The organism is Cyanobium gracile UHCC 0139 (assembly GCF_034931325.1).
Taxonomy (GTDB): domain Bacteria; phylum Cyanobacteriota; class Cyanobacteriia; order PCC-6307; family Cyanobiaceae; genus Cyanobium; species Cyanobium gracile_B.
On record NZ_JAYGHX010000010.1, the window covers coordinates 25149 to 41686 of the forward strand.

The 16538-nt window shown below is 73.0% G+C and carries 16 protein-coding genes; 10 read left to right on the forward strand and 6 right to left on the reverse strand.

Translation table 11 applies throughout. From position 1 onward, the window contains the following. Window positions 1-5 precede the first annotated feature (5 nt). The 3 genes from VB738_RS13890 (at window position 6) to VB738_RS13900 (ending at window position 1848) form a co-directional block, all read left to right on the forward strand. A complete protein-coding gene (locus tag VB738_RS13890; protein WP_323306305.1) occupies window positions 6-941 on the forward strand; it encodes a carbon-nitrogen hydrolase family protein in 936 nt (311 codons plus the stop codon). Window positions 942-1021: 80 nt separating this feature from the next. Then, complete coding sequence (locus VB738_RS13895) at window positions 1022-1303, forward strand: hypothetical protein (RefSeq protein WP_323306306.1); 282 nt, start codon at window positions 1022-1024, stop codon at window positions 1301-1303. Further along, the gene (locus tag VB738_RS13900; RefSeq protein WP_323306307.1) at window positions 1300-1848 is read left to right on the forward strand and encodes a hypothetical protein; all 549 of its coding nucleotides are present in this window, start codon (window positions 1300-1302) and stop codon (window positions 1846-1848) included. The genes VB738_RS13895 and VB738_RS13900 overlap by 4 nt, the downstream gene beginning before the upstream one ends. 6 nt (window positions 1849-1854) lie before the next feature. Here the strand turns inward: VB738_RS13900 and VB738_RS13905 are convergent, their stop codons facing one another. Further along, window positions 1855-2646 carry a response regulator transcription factor gene (locus VB738_RS13905; RefSeq protein WP_323306308.1) on the reverse strand — a complete coding sequence of 264 codons (792 nt, stop codon included), beginning with the start codon at window positions 2644-2646 and terminating at the stop codon, window positions 1855-1857. Between the two features lie 203 nt (window positions 2647-2849). On the opposite strand from VB738_RS13905, the gene VB738_RS13910 reads away from it, so the two are divergent. Further along, on the forward strand, window positions 2850-3113 hold the full coding sequence (locus VB738_RS13910; protein ID WP_015108534.1) for a DUF6761 family protein: 264 nt from the start codon (window positions 2850-2852) through the stop codon (window positions 3111-3113). Here VB738_RS13910 and grxD read toward each other — a convergent pair. From grxD to VB738_RS13930, 4 genes are read right to left on the reverse strand one after another with little or no spacing between them, the layout of a single operon-like run. Further along, entirely contained in the window at window positions 3110-3433 is a 324-nt protein-coding gene (gene grxD, locus VB738_RS13915; protein WP_323306309.1) for a Grx4 family monothiol glutaredoxin, read from the reverse strand. The two genes, VB738_RS13910 and grxD, sit on opposite strands and share 4 nt — an antisense overlap. 23 nt (window positions 3434-3456) lie before the next feature. Next, window positions 3457-3690 carry a BolA family protein gene (locus VB738_RS13920; protein WP_015108536.1) on the reverse strand — a complete coding sequence of 78 codons (234 nt, stop codon included), beginning with the start codon at window positions 3688-3690 and terminating at the stop codon, window positions 3457-3459. A 47-nt stretch (window positions 3691-3737) separates the two neighbouring features. After that, a complete protein-coding gene (locus tag VB738_RS13925) occupies window positions 3738-4313 on the reverse strand; it encodes a hypothetical protein (RefSeq protein WP_323306310.1) in 576 nt (191 codons plus the stop codon). A gap of 29 nt (window positions 4314-4342) precedes the next feature. Continuing rightward, a complete protein-coding gene (locus VB738_RS13930; protein ID WP_323306311.1) occupies window positions 4343-5071 on the reverse strand; it encodes a 1-acyl-sn-glycerol-3-phosphate acyltransferase in 729 nt (242 codons plus the stop codon). Window positions 5072-5213: 142 nt separating this feature from the next. Between VB738_RS13930 and VB738_RS13935 the strand changes: the two genes are divergently transcribed. Both VB738_RS13935 and VB738_RS13940 read left to right on the forward strand, forming a co-directional pair. Next, on the forward strand, window positions 5214-5963 hold the full coding sequence (locus VB738_RS13935; RefSeq protein ID WP_323306312.1) for a pyridoxine 5'-phosphate synthase: 750 nt from the start codon (window positions 5214-5216) through the stop codon (window positions 5961-5963). Window positions 5964-5976: 13 nt separating this feature from the next. Further along, entirely contained in the window at window positions 5977-6297 is a 321-nt protein-coding gene (locus VB738_RS13940; RefSeq protein WP_323306313.1) for an MgPME-cyclase complex family protein, read from the forward strand. A gap of 39 nt (window positions 6298-6336) precedes the next feature. Here the strand turns inward: VB738_RS13940 and VB738_RS13945 are convergent, their stop codons facing one another. Continuing rightward, a complete protein-coding gene (locus VB738_RS13945) occupies window positions 6337-6681 on the reverse strand; it encodes a hypothetical protein (protein WP_323306314.1) in 345 nt (114 codons plus the stop codon). Window positions 6682-6803: 122 nt separating this feature from the next. On the opposite strand from VB738_RS13945, the gene VB738_RS13950 reads away from it, so the two are divergent. Genes VB738_RS13950 through VB738_RS13965 form a run of 4 tightly spaced genes read left to right on the forward strand, consistent with a single transcriptional unit; the run spans window position 6804 to window position 16222 of the window. Beyond that, on the forward strand, window positions 6804-7490 hold the full coding sequence (locus VB738_RS13950; RefSeq protein WP_323306315.1) for a metallophosphoesterase: 687 nt from the start codon (window positions 6804-6806) through the stop codon (window positions 7488-7490). A gap of 10 nt (window positions 7491-7500) precedes the next feature. Beyond that, entirely contained in the window at window positions 7501-10782 is a 3282-nt protein-coding gene (locus VB738_RS13955) for an exodeoxyribonuclease V subunit gamma (RefSeq protein WP_323306316.1), read from the forward strand. After that, a complete protein-coding gene (locus VB738_RS13960; protein WP_323306317.1) occupies window positions 10779-14579 on the forward strand; it encodes a UvrD-helicase domain-containing protein in 3801 nt (1266 codons plus the stop codon). Before VB738_RS13955 ends, VB738_RS13960 begins: the two co-directional genes overlap by 4 nt. Further along, entirely contained in the window at window positions 14576-16222 is a 1647-nt protein-coding gene (locus VB738_RS13965; RefSeq protein WP_323306318.1) for an ATP-dependent DNA helicase, read from the forward strand. The genes VB738_RS13960 and VB738_RS13965 overlap by 4 nt, the downstream gene beginning before the upstream one ends. The last annotated feature ends 316 nt before the right edge of the window (window positions 16223-16538 follow it).

Genomic DNA, 16538 nt, shown 5'->3' on the forward strand with positions numbered 1-16538 from the left:
AGCCCATGGTTCCCGACCATCGCCTGCACTGCGTCGTGCGGCCGCAACCGCCGGCCGCCGGCGAGGGCCTGCGGCTGGGGATCTGGCAGGGCAGCGGCAGCGCCGGCACCCCCGAGGCCGTCGACGAGAACCTGGAGCGCCTGGAGCAGGTCTGCGAGCTGGCGGCAGGCCACGGAGTGCAGCTGCTGGCCTTCCCCGAGCTCTATCTGAGCGGCTACATCGTCACGCCCGCCATCGCGCGGCGGCTGGCCGAACCCGTGGACGGCCCCAGTCTTGGGCGGGTGGCCGACGCGGCGCGCCGCCACGGCCTGGCGGTGGCCTGTCCCTACCCCGAGCGGGCCAGCGTGGCCGGCGAGGAGCGCTTCTACGACGCCATCGCCCTGTTCGACCGGGACGGCAGCCTGCTGCGCAACTACCGCAAGACCCACCTCTGGGGACCGGACGAGAAGCGCTGCTGGAGTGCCGGCTACCGCCATCCCGAGGAGGGGGCGGCCTTCACGGTGCAGGCGGTGAACGGGGTGGGGGTGGGCCTGCTCAACTGCTACGAGGCCGAGTTTCCCGAGCTCACCCGGCGCCTGGCGCTGGCGGGGGCCCGGCTGGTGCTGATCCCCACGGCCGCCGATGCCTGGGCCGAGCTCAGCACCGGCGAGCGCACCGACCGCCCCTATCCGGATGTGTCCCGCACCCTGATCCCCGCCCATGCCTTCCAGAACGGCTGCTTCGTGGCCTACGCCAACCGCTGCGGCGAGGAGACGGTGAACGGGCGGGTGATGGCGGCCTACCTGGGCAACAGCGTCATCTGCGGCCCCCATGGCGATGTGCTGGCGGCGGCCCGAGCCGAACCGACCCTGCTGATCGCCGACTGCCGGCCCGGCGAGTACGGCCCCACCCATCCCGCCGCCACCCGTTACCACGAGGACCTGCGGCCCGATCTCTACTGAGCGCGGCCCACCCGGGAGGACGCGGGGCCACACCGGCGGAAGGGGCGGCGGTAATCTGTGTAAACATTTATTGCGTGTCCATGGCGGTCCCCATCCCCAGCTCCTCCGACCTGGCGCGCTACCTGGAAGCCCGCGGTGAGATGGGCAAGCCCTGGGTGTGGCACCTGCTGCGGCTCAGCAAGCTCAAGGAAGCCAAGGACACCATGGAGCCCAACGAGTACGTCGAGCGGCTCGGCGAGGCCCATGCCGACCTGATGCGACTGGGCGAGTTCTGGAAGGGGCGGGAGGCGGAGGTGTTCGGAGGCCGCTACCAGCCCTCCCAGGTCATCGAACCCCTGCCCGGTTCCCCTGACGACCGATGATCGCCACCCCGACGGCCCAGCGCTATCCGATGGCGCCGCTGATCCGGTTCACCCTGCTGGCCCTCTACCTGGCCCTGGTCCTGCCCCTGCCGGTGCTGGCCCCCGGATCCCTGCGCCTCCCCCTCCTGCTGGCCGCCATCACCGGCCTGCTGCTGGTGGTCGCCATCACCAGTGAACGGGTGGAGCTCGACGAGCGGGAGCTGCGGGTGGGCTATCCCCCCTGGTGCTCCTGGCTGCTGCGCCGCGGCTGGCAGCTGCCCTGGGATCGCGTCACCGCCCTCACCCCGGTCACCACCAGCCAGGGGGGCAGGGTCTACTACGTGCGCAGTGGGGGCGAGCAGGGGGATCGCAGCGGCGCCGCCTGGCTGTTGCCCCAGCGGGTGGCCCGCTTCGAGGACTTCCTGGAGCGCTTCAGCACCGCCACGGGCATCACCACCGAGGGCATCGGCCGGATCAGCCCGCCCTGGACCTACCGGCTGCTGGCCCTGCTCTGCGGGCTCCTGCTGACGGGAGAAGCCGTCGCCCTGATCCTGCGGCCCGCCTGAACGGCTCTAGTTGAGGCGGGAGGCGCTGCTGGGGGAGGTGACCAGCAGACCGGAGCCGGAGGCGCCAGCGGCCTCCTCGCTGAGCTCGGGCAAGGTGTCAAGGCTGAAGCGGTAGCCCTGCTGCCGCATGGTTTCGATGGCGCCGCCTTCCCCGAGGCCGGCCTGTTCGAGCTTGCGGCGCAGGGTGAGCACCTGGGTGTCGACGGAGCGGGGGCCGCCACTGAAGGGGGGCCAGGCCATGCGCAGCAGTTCCTGGCGGCTGCGCACCACCCCCGGGGGCATCAGCAGGGCGCAGAGCAGCGCGAATTCCCGCGGGCTGAGTTCCACCGGCTGGTCCCGCAGGGTGACCTGCCGCAGCAGCAGGTGCACTTCGAGGGGGCCCACGCAGACCCGTTCCTGGAGGCCGCTGCCGCTGCGGCGCAGCAGGGTGCGGCAGCGGGCCGCCAGCTCTTCAAGCCCAAAGGGCTTGCGCAGCACGTCATCGGCGCCGGCATCCAGCAGGGCCACCACGGGCTCGGATCCGGAGCGGGCCGTGAGCACCATCACCTGGCAGTGCAGCTGGGCGGCCAGGCGCAGGGCCGAGGTCTCTTCGAGCAATTCGGCGCTCACCAGCAGGTCGGGAGACTGCTCCTGGCAGATCTCGAGGGCTTCGCGAGCGGTGGCGACGGCCGCGGCCAGGTGGCCATCCTGACGGAGACGCTGGGCAAGAACCGTGCGCAGGGTCGCGTGGGGATCCACGACGAGAACTCTGCGAGGGGTTCCTCCTGGATCGGTCAGCTTGTCCTGGGCCACGGGCATCTCCTCGGCATCACGATGAAATCAGAAGCGGAAGTGCCGACAGCCGATTGAGTGTGACAACGCTAACTGGAAATGTGCGGACACGCCGGTGACGGGCGATGCCTTGTCAACTGTCCGCTCCCGGAAGACGGTCCCGACACGGCAGGATGGTGCCATCCGCCGGCTATCGCCGCCACAATGACGCCAGGGGCCCGACCCCAGCCATGACAGCACTCCAACACCCCGACGCGATCCGCCACTTCCAGTCCCTGTGTGATGCCTGCCAGGCCTTGTCCGATCGTCACCACGGACCCTCCGAACTGCGGCTGTACGCGGACGGCTACCTGCACGCCCTGCGTCGCACGGCTGTGCTGGACCACCATTCTCAGCGCCGGCTGGAGGAACTGATCGACCGCTGGATCCAGGATCCGTCCAGCTTCCTGGGGCCCGATGGCCAGCCCCGCCTGCTGATGGAACGCAGCCGCTAGGAGGCCAGGGCCACTTCCAGTTTCTCGCGCAGCTCGCCGCTGTTGTACATCTCAATGAGGATGTCGGAACCGCCCAGGAACTCCCCTTTCACATACACCTGGGGAATGGTGGGCCAGTCAGAGAACTCCTTGATCCCCTGGCGGATCTCCATGTCGGAGAGGACGTCGAACGTCTCGAAAGGCACACCGAGCGACTGCAGGATCTGGACGACGTTGTTAGAGAATCCACACTGAGGCATCAGTTTGTTGCCCTTCATGAAGACCATCACCGGGCTGGTGGTGATCAGGGCGTCGATGCGTTGACGGGTGCTGGCATCCATGGTCGGAGTCGTGGAGGGGAACGTCAGGAGGGAAGGGAGGTCTGCAGCGCCAGGGCATGGATCGCCTCGCTGGCCAGCTCGCTGCGCAGGGCGCCGTAGACGAGCTGGTGCTGGCGCACCCGGTTGAGGCCAGCGAAGGCACCCGATACCACTTTCACCTGCAGGTGATCGCCACCCCCGGTGAGATCCTCCACCTCAACGGCGGCATCGGGGAGCGCGCGCAGGATCGCGTCCTTGACCTGCTCCGGTTGCACCATGGCGGCGGGGATCGGGGAGATGACGGAAGGCTGGAATCTAAGGACGATCACCCACCGGCGGTCGATCCAGGGGCGGTGTAGGGGGTGATCACGAAACCCAGCTCCACCAGCTGCTGGTAGGCCTTGCGGCCGCCCTCGTTGGTGGGGGTCATGATCTTCACCACCTCCACCAGCAGGGGGATCGCCACCTCGGGTTCGTTCTGACGGCGGAACAGGGCCGCCAGCCGCAGATTGGACTCGGCCAGCAGCGTCAGGGCTTCGCGCCCCTTGTCGTCCATCTCGCGGGGGATCCGGGCGTCGAGTCCGCGGAAGGAGCCGCTCAGGTCGCGGTAGAAGCCGAGCAGGCGTCGGCTGGCATCGCGGGCCAGGTCATAGAGGCGCCGGCCCTCCACCAGGTTGCCACTGGCCACGGCCGCATCGCCCCGTGACAGGAGCGTCTTCACCGCGGAGAGGTTGAGATCGGTGCCGGCGGGCTGGACCGTCTGGGGGGTGGCCTGGGCCCGGGCAGGAGGCTGCAGGAGCGGCTGGGCCAGGGCCAGCAGGGCCAGGCAGCTACCGCAGACCCCGGCCAGGCCCGATGGCCGGGCGGATCGAAGAGAAGAAACGGCGGAAGGCCTGATCACGTCGACGCCTGACGGGTAACGGCCGAACTTTACGGGGAGCCGATCGGCCGACCCACCACGGCGCGGGCCGCTTGCTCGGCCGACTCCATGGCGGCGGCGAGTTCGCAACTGAAGTCCAGGGCCGCCTGGCGACCCTGGCCCTCCGCCCTCAGGGGGCGGCCGAAACAGAGGGCGGCCTGGTCGCCGGGGCGGGGATCGGCATGGCCGTAGGCGATGCCCACCGGCACGACCGGCACCTCCACCCCCTGGCTGGCGGCCAACAGGGCCAGTCGGGCCAGTCCCTGGTGCAGGCGGATCGGCCCGTCTTCACGCCGGATGCGGCCCTCGGGAAACACCACCAGCTGCTGTCCGCAGGCCAGCAGCTCCACGGAGAAGCGCAGGCTGGCCAGGGTGGGGCGGCCCTGATTCACCGGGAAACAGCCGAGACGGTGCAGGAACCATCCCTGGAGACCCTTCATCTCATCGGCCGTGACCATGAAACGGCAGTCTCGGCCGGTGACCCGACGGCCGGCCGCCCAGGGGAGCATCAACGCGTCCCAGCGGGCCCTGTGGGTGGGGGCCAGCAGCACCGCACCGTCCAGGGGAAGGTGCTGGCGATCGAGCACCGTCAATTCACTGAAATAGCCCTGGAGCACCAGATCGATGGTGACCACCATCGCCACCGGGGACAGCCAGGGGCTGATGCCGTTGCAGAGGGAGCTCTCCCGGCGGCTGATCACCGCGGAAAGGCCTGGTCCGGAGGGCGTCTGCGCCGCCAACACTCTCGATCCGGCAGAACGTCGATGTTGAAGCTAGGGGCTGGATCCCCCCTTGCCGGCCGGCGACGGGCAGTTGGGCCTGCGGCCGTTCCCCGGGCGACCGATACGGTGCTCTCAGGATCGCTTCAGCCACCTGCCGCCCATGGCCAGCCTCGGGGTCAACATCGACCACATCGCCAACGTGCGGCAGGCCCGCCGCACCGTGGAACCCGATCCGGTGCGCTGCGCCCTGCTGGCCGAGCTGGGCGGCGCCGACGGCATCACCGTGCACCTTCGGGAAGATCGGCGCCACATCCAGGACCGGGACGTGGAGCTGCTGCGGGCCACCGTCCGCACCCGGCTCAACCTGGAGATGGCCGCCACCGCCGAGATGGAGGCGATCGCTCTGCGGGTCCGGCCCGACATGGTGACTCTGGTGCCGGAACGCCGCGAGGAGGTGACCACCGAAGGGGGACTGGACGTGGCCGGCCAGCGGGACGGTCTCGCCGCGATGGTGGGCCGGCTGATGGAGGCGGGCATCGGCGTCAGCCTGTTCGTCGATCCCGACGACGCCCAACTGGAGGCCTGCCGCCACTGCGGCGCCCGCTGGGTGGAACTGCACACCGGCGCCTATGCCGAGGCCGCCTGGGGGGAGCAGCCGTTCCAGCTGGCCAGGATCACCGAAGCCACCGCCATCGCACGGGGCCTCGGCCTGCGGGTCAACGCCGGCCATGGCCTCACTTATCACAACGTCGAGCCGATCGCCGCGATCGAGGGGATGGAGGAGCTGAACATCGGCCACACGATCGTGGCCCGCGCCCTGTTGGTGGGGCTGCAGGAAGCGGTGCGCCAGATGCGGGCGCTGGTGCAGAATCCCCGCCGCGACCCGCTCTTCGGCGACCGCCAGCCCTGAGGCCCCTCCCGCCATGACCCGCTACCACTTCGTCGCCGCCAGCCGCGCCTTCCTGCTCGAGGAAGAACCCCTGGAGGAGGTGCTGCGCGAACGCAGGCGCAACTACGCCGAGAAGGACAAGGCCATCGACTTCTGGCTCCTGGAGCGTCCCGCCTTCCTGGAGGCCCCCGAGCTGGCCGCCGGCCTGGCCACCGTGCCGAGGCCGGCGGCGGCGGTGGTGTCCACCGACGAGAAGTTCATCACGTTCATGAAGCTGCGCCTGGAATTCGTGGCCGTGGGCAGCTTCGAGGCCCCCAGCGCCACCATTCCCGACCCCCTGGCCACCCTGCGCTGACCCAGGGGCAGGAGCGGGGTCGGGCGCCGGCCCGGCCGCTCAGAACAGCCCGAGGAAACGGCGCCGGGGGGGATCGTCCTGCTCCGATGCGGCGGGGCGGGGTTTGCCCTGGCCGCCGTCCTGCTGGTAGCGCGGCTTGCTGTCGCCGATGGTCAGGGGAGCTTCCTTGTTCTTCCACCAGATCCAGTCCCGGATCGGCGGCGTGTTCTGCAGTTCCCAGCGGGTCAGACCCAGCCCCAGCCGGGAGGACGCGTCGAGGAGCACGTCCAGCATCTGTTCGCCGTCGCTGCAGCGGGCCAGGGCCTCGTTGGTCCGCTTCGCCCCGTCGAGGGCCTTCACCAGGGCGTTGACGCGCTGCGTGACCGGCAGATCCTTCAGGTCCATCGCCCGTTGCCTCCTGGGGTGCACCGAGGGCGCACCGTATCAGCGCTGGAGCCCCGCCGCCGCCGGCGGGGGTGACAGAAGCCCACTCCAGAGGCAACACTTGGGGGGAAGCCTCCTTTTTGATGACGTTCCCGGACCGGCGTCCACCCCATCACCGGCCACCCCACCACTGGGTCATCGGCGATGTGCATGGATGTGCGGATGCTCTGCAACGCCTTCTCGTCCAGTTGCCGGCCGGCGATCGCCTCGTGTTCTGCGGCGACGTGATCAACCGCGGCTCCCGCATCGAGGAGGCCATGGAACTGGTCTGGGATCTGGTGCGTCGCCAGGGGGCGGTGTGGCTCAAGGGCAACCATGAGCGGGACCTGGTGCGTCAGCTCGACACGGGCCTGGCGCCCGGCCGTCCCGACCTGAACGGCAACGACACCTACCGCCAGCTGGGCGCGGCCCGCTGCCGCCTCTGGCGCGACCGCCTCGACCAGCTGCCCCTCGCCTACTGGGGTCAGGGCTGGGTGGCCACCCATGCGGGCTTCGATCCCCGCACCTGGCAGCCCGACCTCAACGTGAGGCTGGCCTTCTGGCAGGCCTACGACGACCGCTTCGGCGAGGTGATCGTCGGCCACACCCCGGGGCCCGGACTGCGTCGCGTGGGCTCGATCGTCCTGCTCGACACCGGCGCCTGCTACGGCGGCGACCTCACCGCCTACTGCCCCGAAACACGACAGACGCGCCAGGTCAGCAACCTGGCAGCAGCGGGCGGCCCGCTGACAGCCCCGTCCCCCGGCTCGGCAATGAGCCGCGCCCTCTGAGCCCGCCCCTTTGCTGACGGTCTTTCGCAGCAACCGGGCCGAGTTCCTGGCCCGCCTGCTGGCCACCCAGCTCCGCCTGCACCCGCCCGACCCGTTCGAGCAGGTCCAGGTGGTGGTCAACACGTGGCCCACCAGCCGCTGGCTCGGCGAGCAGCTGGCCGAGCACCTCGGCGGCATCGCCGCCAACCTGCGCTTTCCCTTCCCGGGCAGCCACCTGCGCCAGCTGGTCGAGCAGCTGCTGCCCCCCGGCGGGGAAGCGCACCCGGCCGGGAGCGTCGATCCCTGGCGGGCCGACCGGCTCGTCTGGCCCCTGCTCGGCCTTCTGCCGGCGGTGGCCGCCGCACCGGAAGGGGAGCCGCTGCGCCGCTGGCTCGCGGACAGGGGGGCGGGATCCCTGCTGGAACTGGGCCACTGGCAACTGGGGCGGGCGATCGCCGATGCCTTTGACGACTACGCCCTCTACCGGCCCGAGTTGCTGCGGGCCTGGGAGCGCGGGCAGCCGATCGATGGCCACGGCCGGCCGCTGCCCGACAGCCAGCGCTGGCAGCCCCTGCTCTACCGCGCCCTGCTCGCCGAACTGGGGGCCGAACCGTTCGGCCGCAGGGTGCAGGAGCTGATCGCCCGGCTGCGGCGCGGCGGACCCTGCCCCGAAGCGGGCGGCGCCCCCCTGCGACTCTTCGGCCTGAGCAGCATGGCGCCGATCCAGGTGCAGCTGCTGCAGGCCCTCAGCCGGCACCGGCCGGTGGACCTTTACCTGCTGACGCCGTGCCGCGATCTCTGGCAGCGCTGCGGCGAGCGCCGCCGGGAGCTCAGCGACGCCCTGGCCCTGCGCCAGCCGCTCGATGCCGGCTGGCTGCTGGAAGCCCCTGGCCTGGAGGCCCGCTTCGGCCGCCTGGGCGGAGAGTTCCAGCAGCTGCTTGAGGGCACCGGCGAGGCCCAGCTGGGGGAGGAGCAGGAGCGCGACCTGTTCTTCGCGCCAGCCGCCGGCACCGCCAGGCCCCCCCTGCTGGCCCAGCTGCAGGAGCAGCTGGCCGACGCCGGGCGGATCCCGTCCCTGGCCCTGGATCCGGAGGATCACTCCCTGGAGTTCCATGCCTGTCCCGGCCGGCTGCGCCAGGTGCAGATCGTCCGCGACCGGCTGCTGCAGCTCCTGGCGGCCGACCCCGGTCTCGAACCGCGGGACATCCTGGTGATGACGCCCGACATCGACGGCTTCGCCCCTCTGGTGGCCTCGGTGTTCGGCGATGCCCACGCCACGGGCGTGGAACTCCCCTGGCGCCTGACCGACCGCAGCCAGCAGGACGGGGCGGGGATGGGCAGCACCCTGCTGCAGCTCCTGGAGCTGGCCGGCACCCGGCTGACCGCCACCGGCCTGGAGACCCTGCTGGGCTGCCGGCCCCTGCTGGAGCGGTTCGGCCTCGAGCTGGCCGAGGCGGCCCGCCTGGTGGAGGCGCTGCAGGAGGCGGGCTTCCGCTGGGGCCTGGACGGCCAGGAGAAGGACCCGCCCTGCCACAGCCTGGCCTGGACGATCGACCGACTGCTGCTCGGCCTGGTCCAGCCCGCCGACGCGGGCCTGGCGCCCGGGGAAACGGCCCCCTGGGAGGCCGGGGTGCCCCTGGAGCTGGCCGGCCGCTGGCTGCATCTGCTGGGGCGGCTGCGCCACTGGCTCGCGGAGCTGCGCCGGGGAGGGACGGTCGGCGTCTGGGCGGAGCGGCTGCGGCGGTTGATCGACGACCTCTTCGGGGACACGGACGACGACGCCGGTGAGCGACCCGAGCTGATGGCGGCCATCGACGCCTGGCAGACGGCCGCCGCTTCCTGCGCTCTCTCCCTGGAAGCGCCGGTGGCGGCGGCCGCGCTGGGGGAGCTGATGGGGGCCGAGAGCGGTCGCTTCGGCCACCGCAGCGGCGCCCTCACCATCAGTGCCCTCGAACCGATGCGGGCCATCCCCTACCGGGTGATCGTGCTGATGGGGCTGGATGCGGGCCTGTTTCCCCGGCCGGGCGACCGGCCCGCCTTCCACCTGATGGAGGGCCAGCGGCAGCTCGGCGATCCCCACCCGGCCGACCAGGACCGCTATGTGCTGATGGAGGCCCTGCTCTCCGCCCGGGACCACCTGCTGCTGAGCTGGAGCTGCCGCGACGACCGCACCGGCGCCGCCCTGCCCCCCTCCGGCCCGGTGGGCCAGTGGCTGCAGTGGCTGGCCGGCCAGCTGGAGGCGAAGGCCATGGGGCGGCTGCTGGTGGAGCACGCCGCCAACCCCCTCGACCGGCGCAACTACCTGCCCGCCGGCGGGCGAGAGGCACCCAGCTGCGACCGGCGGCTGCTGGAGGCGGTACGTCGCCTGGCCACCGACCGGCCGGCGCCACCTCCAGCGCTGCTGGCCGGAGCGGCCCCCCGGGAGGCTCCTCCCGCCGGCGAGGGCGAGGCCTATGCCGACCTGCGGGACTGGCTGGTGGCGCCCCAGAAGCACTGGCTGCGGTCCCTGGGCCTGCGGCCCGGGGAGTGGGAGAAGCGGGTCGACGACCTCGAGGCCCTGGCCCTGGGGGAGCGGGAGCGCTCGTCCCTGTTGCGGGAAACCCTGCAGCGCAGCGAAGGGGACGCCGGCGGGGAGGCCCCCCGGTCGGCCGCCGACTGGCTCGAGCGGCACCGGGGCCAGGGCCTGCTGCCGCCCGGGGCGGCGGGCCCAATGGAGGCGGAGCTCCTGCAGCGCCGCTGGACGGGCCTGGCGAACGCCCTGGAGGCCCTCGGCCCGCCCCGGCGCCCCCACCACCACTGGGGCCCCTGGCAGGCCGCGATCCCCTGGCGGGGCGAGGCCGTCGTGCTGGCCCACACGGCCCAGGCCCGGGTCAGCCACCGGCTGGAGCTCTGGCTCCAGCTGCTGCTGGCCGCCGCCGCCAGTGCCGCTCCGCGCCGGGGGGTGCTGATCGCCCGGGACGGCGATGGCTACGTGCCGGTGCTGGAGCTCACCGCACCAGACCCGGTGGCGGCACGGGACGAACTGGAGCGTCTGGCCGGCCTGCAGCGCCAGTGGCGCACCAGGGGATGGCCGGTGCCGCCGGAAACGGGCTGGAGCCACGTGGCGGGCGAGCGCAGGAAACCCGGCCAGGGACGGGCCAAGGCCGCCGCCACCTGGGAGGGCTCCGGCTTCCACGCCGGCGAGCGGGATCGGGCCGAGATGGAGGCCTGCTTCGGTCCCGGCCTGCCGGCGGACGATCTGCTGACGCCGGAGGTCCTTGACCTGGCCGGCGACCTCTTCTCCCCCCTGCTGGCGGCGGAGGTGGAGCGATGAGCGTCGCCGGCGACGGCGCCCCTGAGCGCTTCGAGGCCAACGACGTCAGCCTCGATGACGGCGTCGTGCTGCTGGAGGCCAGCGCCGGCACCGGCAAGACCTTCGCCCTGGCCCATCTGGTGCTGCGGCTCCTGGCCGAGAAGCGGCTCGGCCTGCGGGAACTGCTGGTGGTGACCTACACCAATGCAGCGGCAGCGGAACTGCGCGATCGCATCGGCCGCCGGCTCCAGGAGGCCCTCACCGGCCTCCAGCCCCCCGCCGGCTGGACGGCGCCCGATCCGGTGCTGGCCGAATGGCTGGAGCGCCAGCCGGCCGACCCCGGCGCCCGCGGCACCGTGCAGGGCCTGCTGCTGCTGGCCCTCGAGGAGCTCGACGCCGCCGACATCACCACCATCCACGGCTTCTGCCAGCGCACCCTGCGGCGCCACGCCATGGAGGCCGCCCGCCCTCCCGAGCTGACGCTGGAGACAGACGCCGCCGACCTGGTGCGCCAGGTCGCCCATGACTACTGGCAGCAGCAGGTGCTGGCCCTGCCCCTGCACCTGGTGGAGGGGCTGACGGCGGCCATCGACCTGGGGGATCTGGAGCGGCAGCTGCTGCAGCTCGATGGCGACCCCGGCCTGGCCCTCGATCCCCTGCCGGCGGGTCTGAGCCTGGAGCGCCCGCTGGCGGAGCAGATGGCGGCACTGTGGGAGCAGCCCTGGGCGCGGTTCCGGCAGGCCTGGTCGGCCGGGGGCCGGGACCTGGAGCAGGCCTTCCGCGCCGCCGCCACCCAGTGGCGGGGCGCCGGGGCCAGCGCCACCGCCCCCTATGCGGTAAAACCCAGAAGCGATCGCAGCGAGCTGGTCGACGCCTGGCTCGCCCAGCAGCCCGAGGGGGGCAGCTACGCCGCCCTGATGGCCCAGAAGGAACTGGGGTCCTATTTCCACCCCGATCCCTTCTGCCGGGCGGCCCGCAAGGCAGAAGGGGCGGAGCGGGAGATCCGGCTGCCCGGCCCCGGGCTCCTGGAGGCGGTGGCCGCCCTGCGGGAGGGCCCGGCGGAGGCGGTGCTGCTGCATGGCTGCCACTGGGGGCGGGCGGAGCTGGCCCGGCGCCGGGCCCGCAGCGGCAGCCTCGGCTTCGCCCAGCTGCTGGAGGGGCTCGACCCAGGCCCGGACGCCACCGCTCCCACCCCCCTGCTGCGGGCGGTGGGGCAGCGCTTCAGGGCCGCCCTGATCGATGAGTTCCAGGACACGGATCCGGTGCAGTGGCGGATCCTGCGGCTGGCCTTCCCCGGGGAGGCCCATCTCCTGGTGATGGTGGGGGATCCGAAGCAGGCCATCTACCGCTTCCGCGGCGGCGACCTGGACACCTACCGGCTGGCCCGCCGCAGCGCGGCGCGCGTGCTGGCGCTGCAGGAGAACCGGCGCTCGAGTCCGGCGCTGATCGAGAGCCTCAACGGCCTGATGGCACCGGCGGGCCTGCCCCGCTCCGGCCTGCCGGTGCCGGCGGTGCTGGCCCGTTCACAGCGGAGCGGGCCCGACGGCATGGCGCCGGTGCATCTGCTCTGGCTGGGGGGCGAGCGGGGGGCGGGCGATTCCCTGCCGAGCCGGGGCGCGCAGGAGGACCGGCTGCCCGCCCTGGTGGCCGACGCCGTCCTGGCGCTGCTGGAGCAGGCCCCCGGCCTGGCGGTGGGGAACGGGAGGCCGCCCTCGCCCCTGCGTGCCAGCGACATCGCCCTGCTGGTCCACAACCACCGCCAGGCGGAGGACCTGCGCAGCGCCCTGGAGCGTCGACAGATCGCCAGCCGGCTGGTGAGCAAGGCCGATGTGTTCGCCAGCCCGGCCGCCACCGCCCTGCAGCGGCTGCTCGATGCGCTGGCCGATCCGGCCGATCCGGGCCGCCTGCGGCTGCTGGCCGCCTCCCCCCTGCTGGGCTGGTCGGCGCGGCGGATCGCCGAAGCCGCACCGACCGAGTGGAGCGAACTGGCCGGCCGGCTCCAGGCCCTGGCCCGGGACCTGCCCCATCAGGGGCCCCTCGGGGTGCTGTCGCGGCTGGTGGACGGCGAGGGGCTGGCCCGGCTGAGCGTCAGCGGCCGGCTGCTGGCCGACCTGCAGCAGGTGGCCGAACTGCTCCAGGAGCGACTGCACGTCGAACAGCTCGCCCTGGTGGCCGCCGCCGACTGGCTGCGGCGCCTGCGCCTCGACCAGACCCGCGCCGGCGGCACCATTCCGGAGTCGCACCAGGCCCACAGCGACAAGGCCGACGAGGCGGTGACGGTGATCACGGTGCACCGCAGCAAGGGTCTGGAGTTCCCGGTGGTGATCTGTCCCTACCTGTGGCAGGCGGCCGGCACCGCCCCCGCCGGCGGCCACCGGGTGGGCCTCCGCTGGCATCCGCCCGGCGGCGCGGGCGCCCGCCTCGACCTCCACCTCCGTCCCGGCTGGGGGCAGGGGTGGCAGGCGCTGCGCCAGCACCGGGAGGCGGAACGGGCCGAGCGGGAGCGGCTGGCCTACGTGGCCGTCACCCGGGCCCAGCACCTGCTGCTGCTCGCCTGGGGGCCGGCGAAGGGCCAGCAGGCCAACCCCCTGTTCCCCTGGCTGTTCCCTGGCGAGCCCCTCCCCGACCCAGAGGACGATGGCCCCATCGGCGGGCGAAGCGACGGGGACTGGCTCCTACGGCTGCAGGAGCAGATCGGGCGTCGGGGCCTGGGGGTCGAGCTGCGCCAGCCCGCCCTGGAGCCGGGCACCCAGCGGACCCTGGCGCCAGGACCGGCGGCGGTGGAGGCCCTGCGCTGCGGACCGGTGCCCCGGCGCACGCTGGACACGAGCTGGGGCCGCAGCAGCTACACCGGCTGGACCCGCGCCACCCACGGCGCCGGCGTCTCGGAGGCAGCCATCGAGCAGGGCCGTGACACCAGCGATCCCAGCCCCGAGGGCGAGGCCCCGGAAGGGGGCGACGTGGCCCTGTGGCCGGAGCAGGGTCCCCTGGCCGGCTTCGCCCGCGGCCCGGGGGCCGGGGACTGTCTGCATCGGATGCTGGAGCAGCTGGACTACCGGCTTCCCACCAACACGCCCGCCAGCCGGGAGCTGGTGGAACGGGAGCTGCGCCGGGCCGGGCTGGAGGCGGAGGACCTGGAGCCCCTGCTGCGGGGCCTGGAGCAGGTACGCCTCACCCCCTTCGGCGGCGGGCTGGGGTCACTGCGGGTGGCCGATCTGGGTCCGGAGCGCCGACTCAACGAACTCAGCTTCGACCTGACCCTCGGCTTCGCCAGGGCGGCGGAGCTGGCGGCGGCCTTCGCCGACCACCCCGGCGGCGCCTTCGGTGCCGCCTATGCCGCCACCGTGGCGAGCCTGCCGGTCGCCAGCCGCGGCTTCCTCACCGGCTCGATCGACCTGATCTTCACCGCCAGCGATGCCGATGGGGAAGAGCGCTGGTGGGTGGCCGACTGGAAGAGCAACTGGCTGGGCCGGCGGGACGCCGAGGGCAGGCCCCTGGCCTGCGGCCCCCGCCACTACGGCCGGGAGGCGATGGCCACCCTGATGGCCCAGAGCCACTACCCCCTCCAGGCCCACCTCTATCTGGTGGCCCTGCACCGCTACCTGGCCTGGCGCCTGCCCGGCTACGACCCCGAGCGCCATCTGGGGGGGTACGCCTACGTCTTCCTGCGCGGAGCGCCTGGGGAAGCGGGGGCGATGGCGCCGGGCGGAGCCGTGCCGGGCATGTTCGTGGAGCGCCCGCCCCTGGGCAGGCTCCTGGCCCTCGACGGGGCCCTGGGCGGCCATGCCGCCGCCGGCACCGCCGAGGGGGCGCCATGAGAGAGCCTCTTCTCTTCACCCCCCAGACCTGGGTCGGAGCCCTGGCCCTCAGCCTGGCCGAAGCCCTGCCCCGTCTCCACGGCACCCCCCCCGATCCCCTGGTCGGCGAGCTGATCGCCGCCCTCACCGGGGCCCTGGCCCGGGGCGAGCTGGAGCTGGATCTGCGGGGCCCGCGACCAGTGGAGGTGAGCGAAGGGCCCTGGCCGGAGGAGCACCGCCGCGCCCTGGCGGCCAGTCCGCTCTGCGGCGATCCGGACGGCCCCCTGGCCCTGGAGGACGATCGTCTGCAGTGGCGCCGCTGGCAGCGGCAGCGGCAGGCGGTGATCGGGGCCCTGATCGATCGCGCCGGGCGTCTGGAGCCGGGCGCGATCGACCAGGGCCCCGGTGCTGCGGACCCCGGCGCCCCCCGGAGCCTCGATGCCAGGCAGCGGCAGGCGGTGGCGGCGGTGCTCAGCCACGGACTGGTGCTGCTGGAGGGGGGCCCCGGCACCGGCAAGACCAGCACCGTGGCGGCCATGATCGCGGCCCACCTGGCACGGCAGCCCGACGCCCGCGTCCATCTGGCGGCGCCCACCGGCAAGGCGGCGGGCCGGCTGCGGGCCGCCACCGGGGGCACCCTTCCCTGCACGACCCTGCACCGGCTGCTGGAGAGCCGCGGCGACCGTTTCGGCCGCCACCGCGGCCGCCCCCTCGACCTCGACCTGCTGGTGGTGGATGAGGTCTCGATGGTGGATCTGGGCCTGATGGGCGCCCTGCTGGAGGCCCTGCCCGGCACCTGCCGACTGGTGCTGGTGGGCGACCCGGCCCAGCTGCCCCCGATCGCCCCCGGGGCGGTCCTGCAGGAACTGCAGCGGCCCGAACACCGCCGCCGGCTGGGGGGCGCCGCCATCACCCTGACCACCACCTACCGCAACGCCGGGGCCATCGCCGCCGTGGCTGCCGCCCTCCGCCAGGGGCTGGAATCCGCTCCAGACCCGCAGGATCCCGATCCGATCGCCGCCATTCGCCCCCTGCTGCAGGCTCTGGAAAGCACCGACAACCTCCAGTGGCGCCCCAGCTCCCCCCGGACCCTGCCGGTGGAGCTGCTGGAGCGGCTGCGCCGCCACCAGGACGCGCTGGCCGGGCTGGCGGGTCGCTGCCGGCCGGGGTCCCCCCGGGGATGCCGGGCGCTGCTGGCGGAGCGGGACCGCCTGCTGGTGATGGCCCCCCAACGCCAGGGACGCTGGGGGCTGGAGGCGATCCACCGCACCCTGCTGGGGGCTCGGCGGGACGGTGATCTGCAGGATCTCCCCCCGGGCACCCCCGTCCTCTGCCGTCGCAACCTGCCGGAACTGGACCTGGCCAACGGGGATGTGGGCCTGCTCGTGGGCGGCCCCGGGCCCTCGGCGCGCCTGCTGTTCGGGGACGGGGAAGGGGAGCCGCTCTGGATCCACCCCGGCCAGCTGGCCGGCGCCGCCGAACCGGCCCTGGCCCTGACGGTGCACAAGGCCCAGGGCAGCGAAGCCGAGGAGGTGATCGTGCTGCTGCCCGGCGGCGCCGCCCGCGACGGGCGGCTGCTCTACACCGCCCTCACCCGGGCGCGGCAGGGGGCCCTGCTGTTCAGCGCCGGGGAGGACGGGTCCGCGGCCGGGGAGGGGCCGTAAGGCTTCTTCATTCATCGCCACAGCCGGCAATGTGCCTACGAAAAGTGAACCGCCCGGGGGGAGCTCCGAGCCCCGTTCCATACTTCGTCCATCGGCGCGGTATCCCCGGGCCGAACTCACCGGAGCCCCTGCTCCAATAGTCTCCACCGCTGGGATCTCTCCCTTTTCGGGAGCCCCTTGATTCCTCCAGTCCCCCCTTGAGGAATGCCCTCCTGCATCGTCACGAAGGAGTGAACCGGCCCAGCCGGAACCTTCCCTTCAGGTGCCCCGAGGTCGACAGGGACAACCCCATGGATTCCCTGGCCCCAGGTGGTTC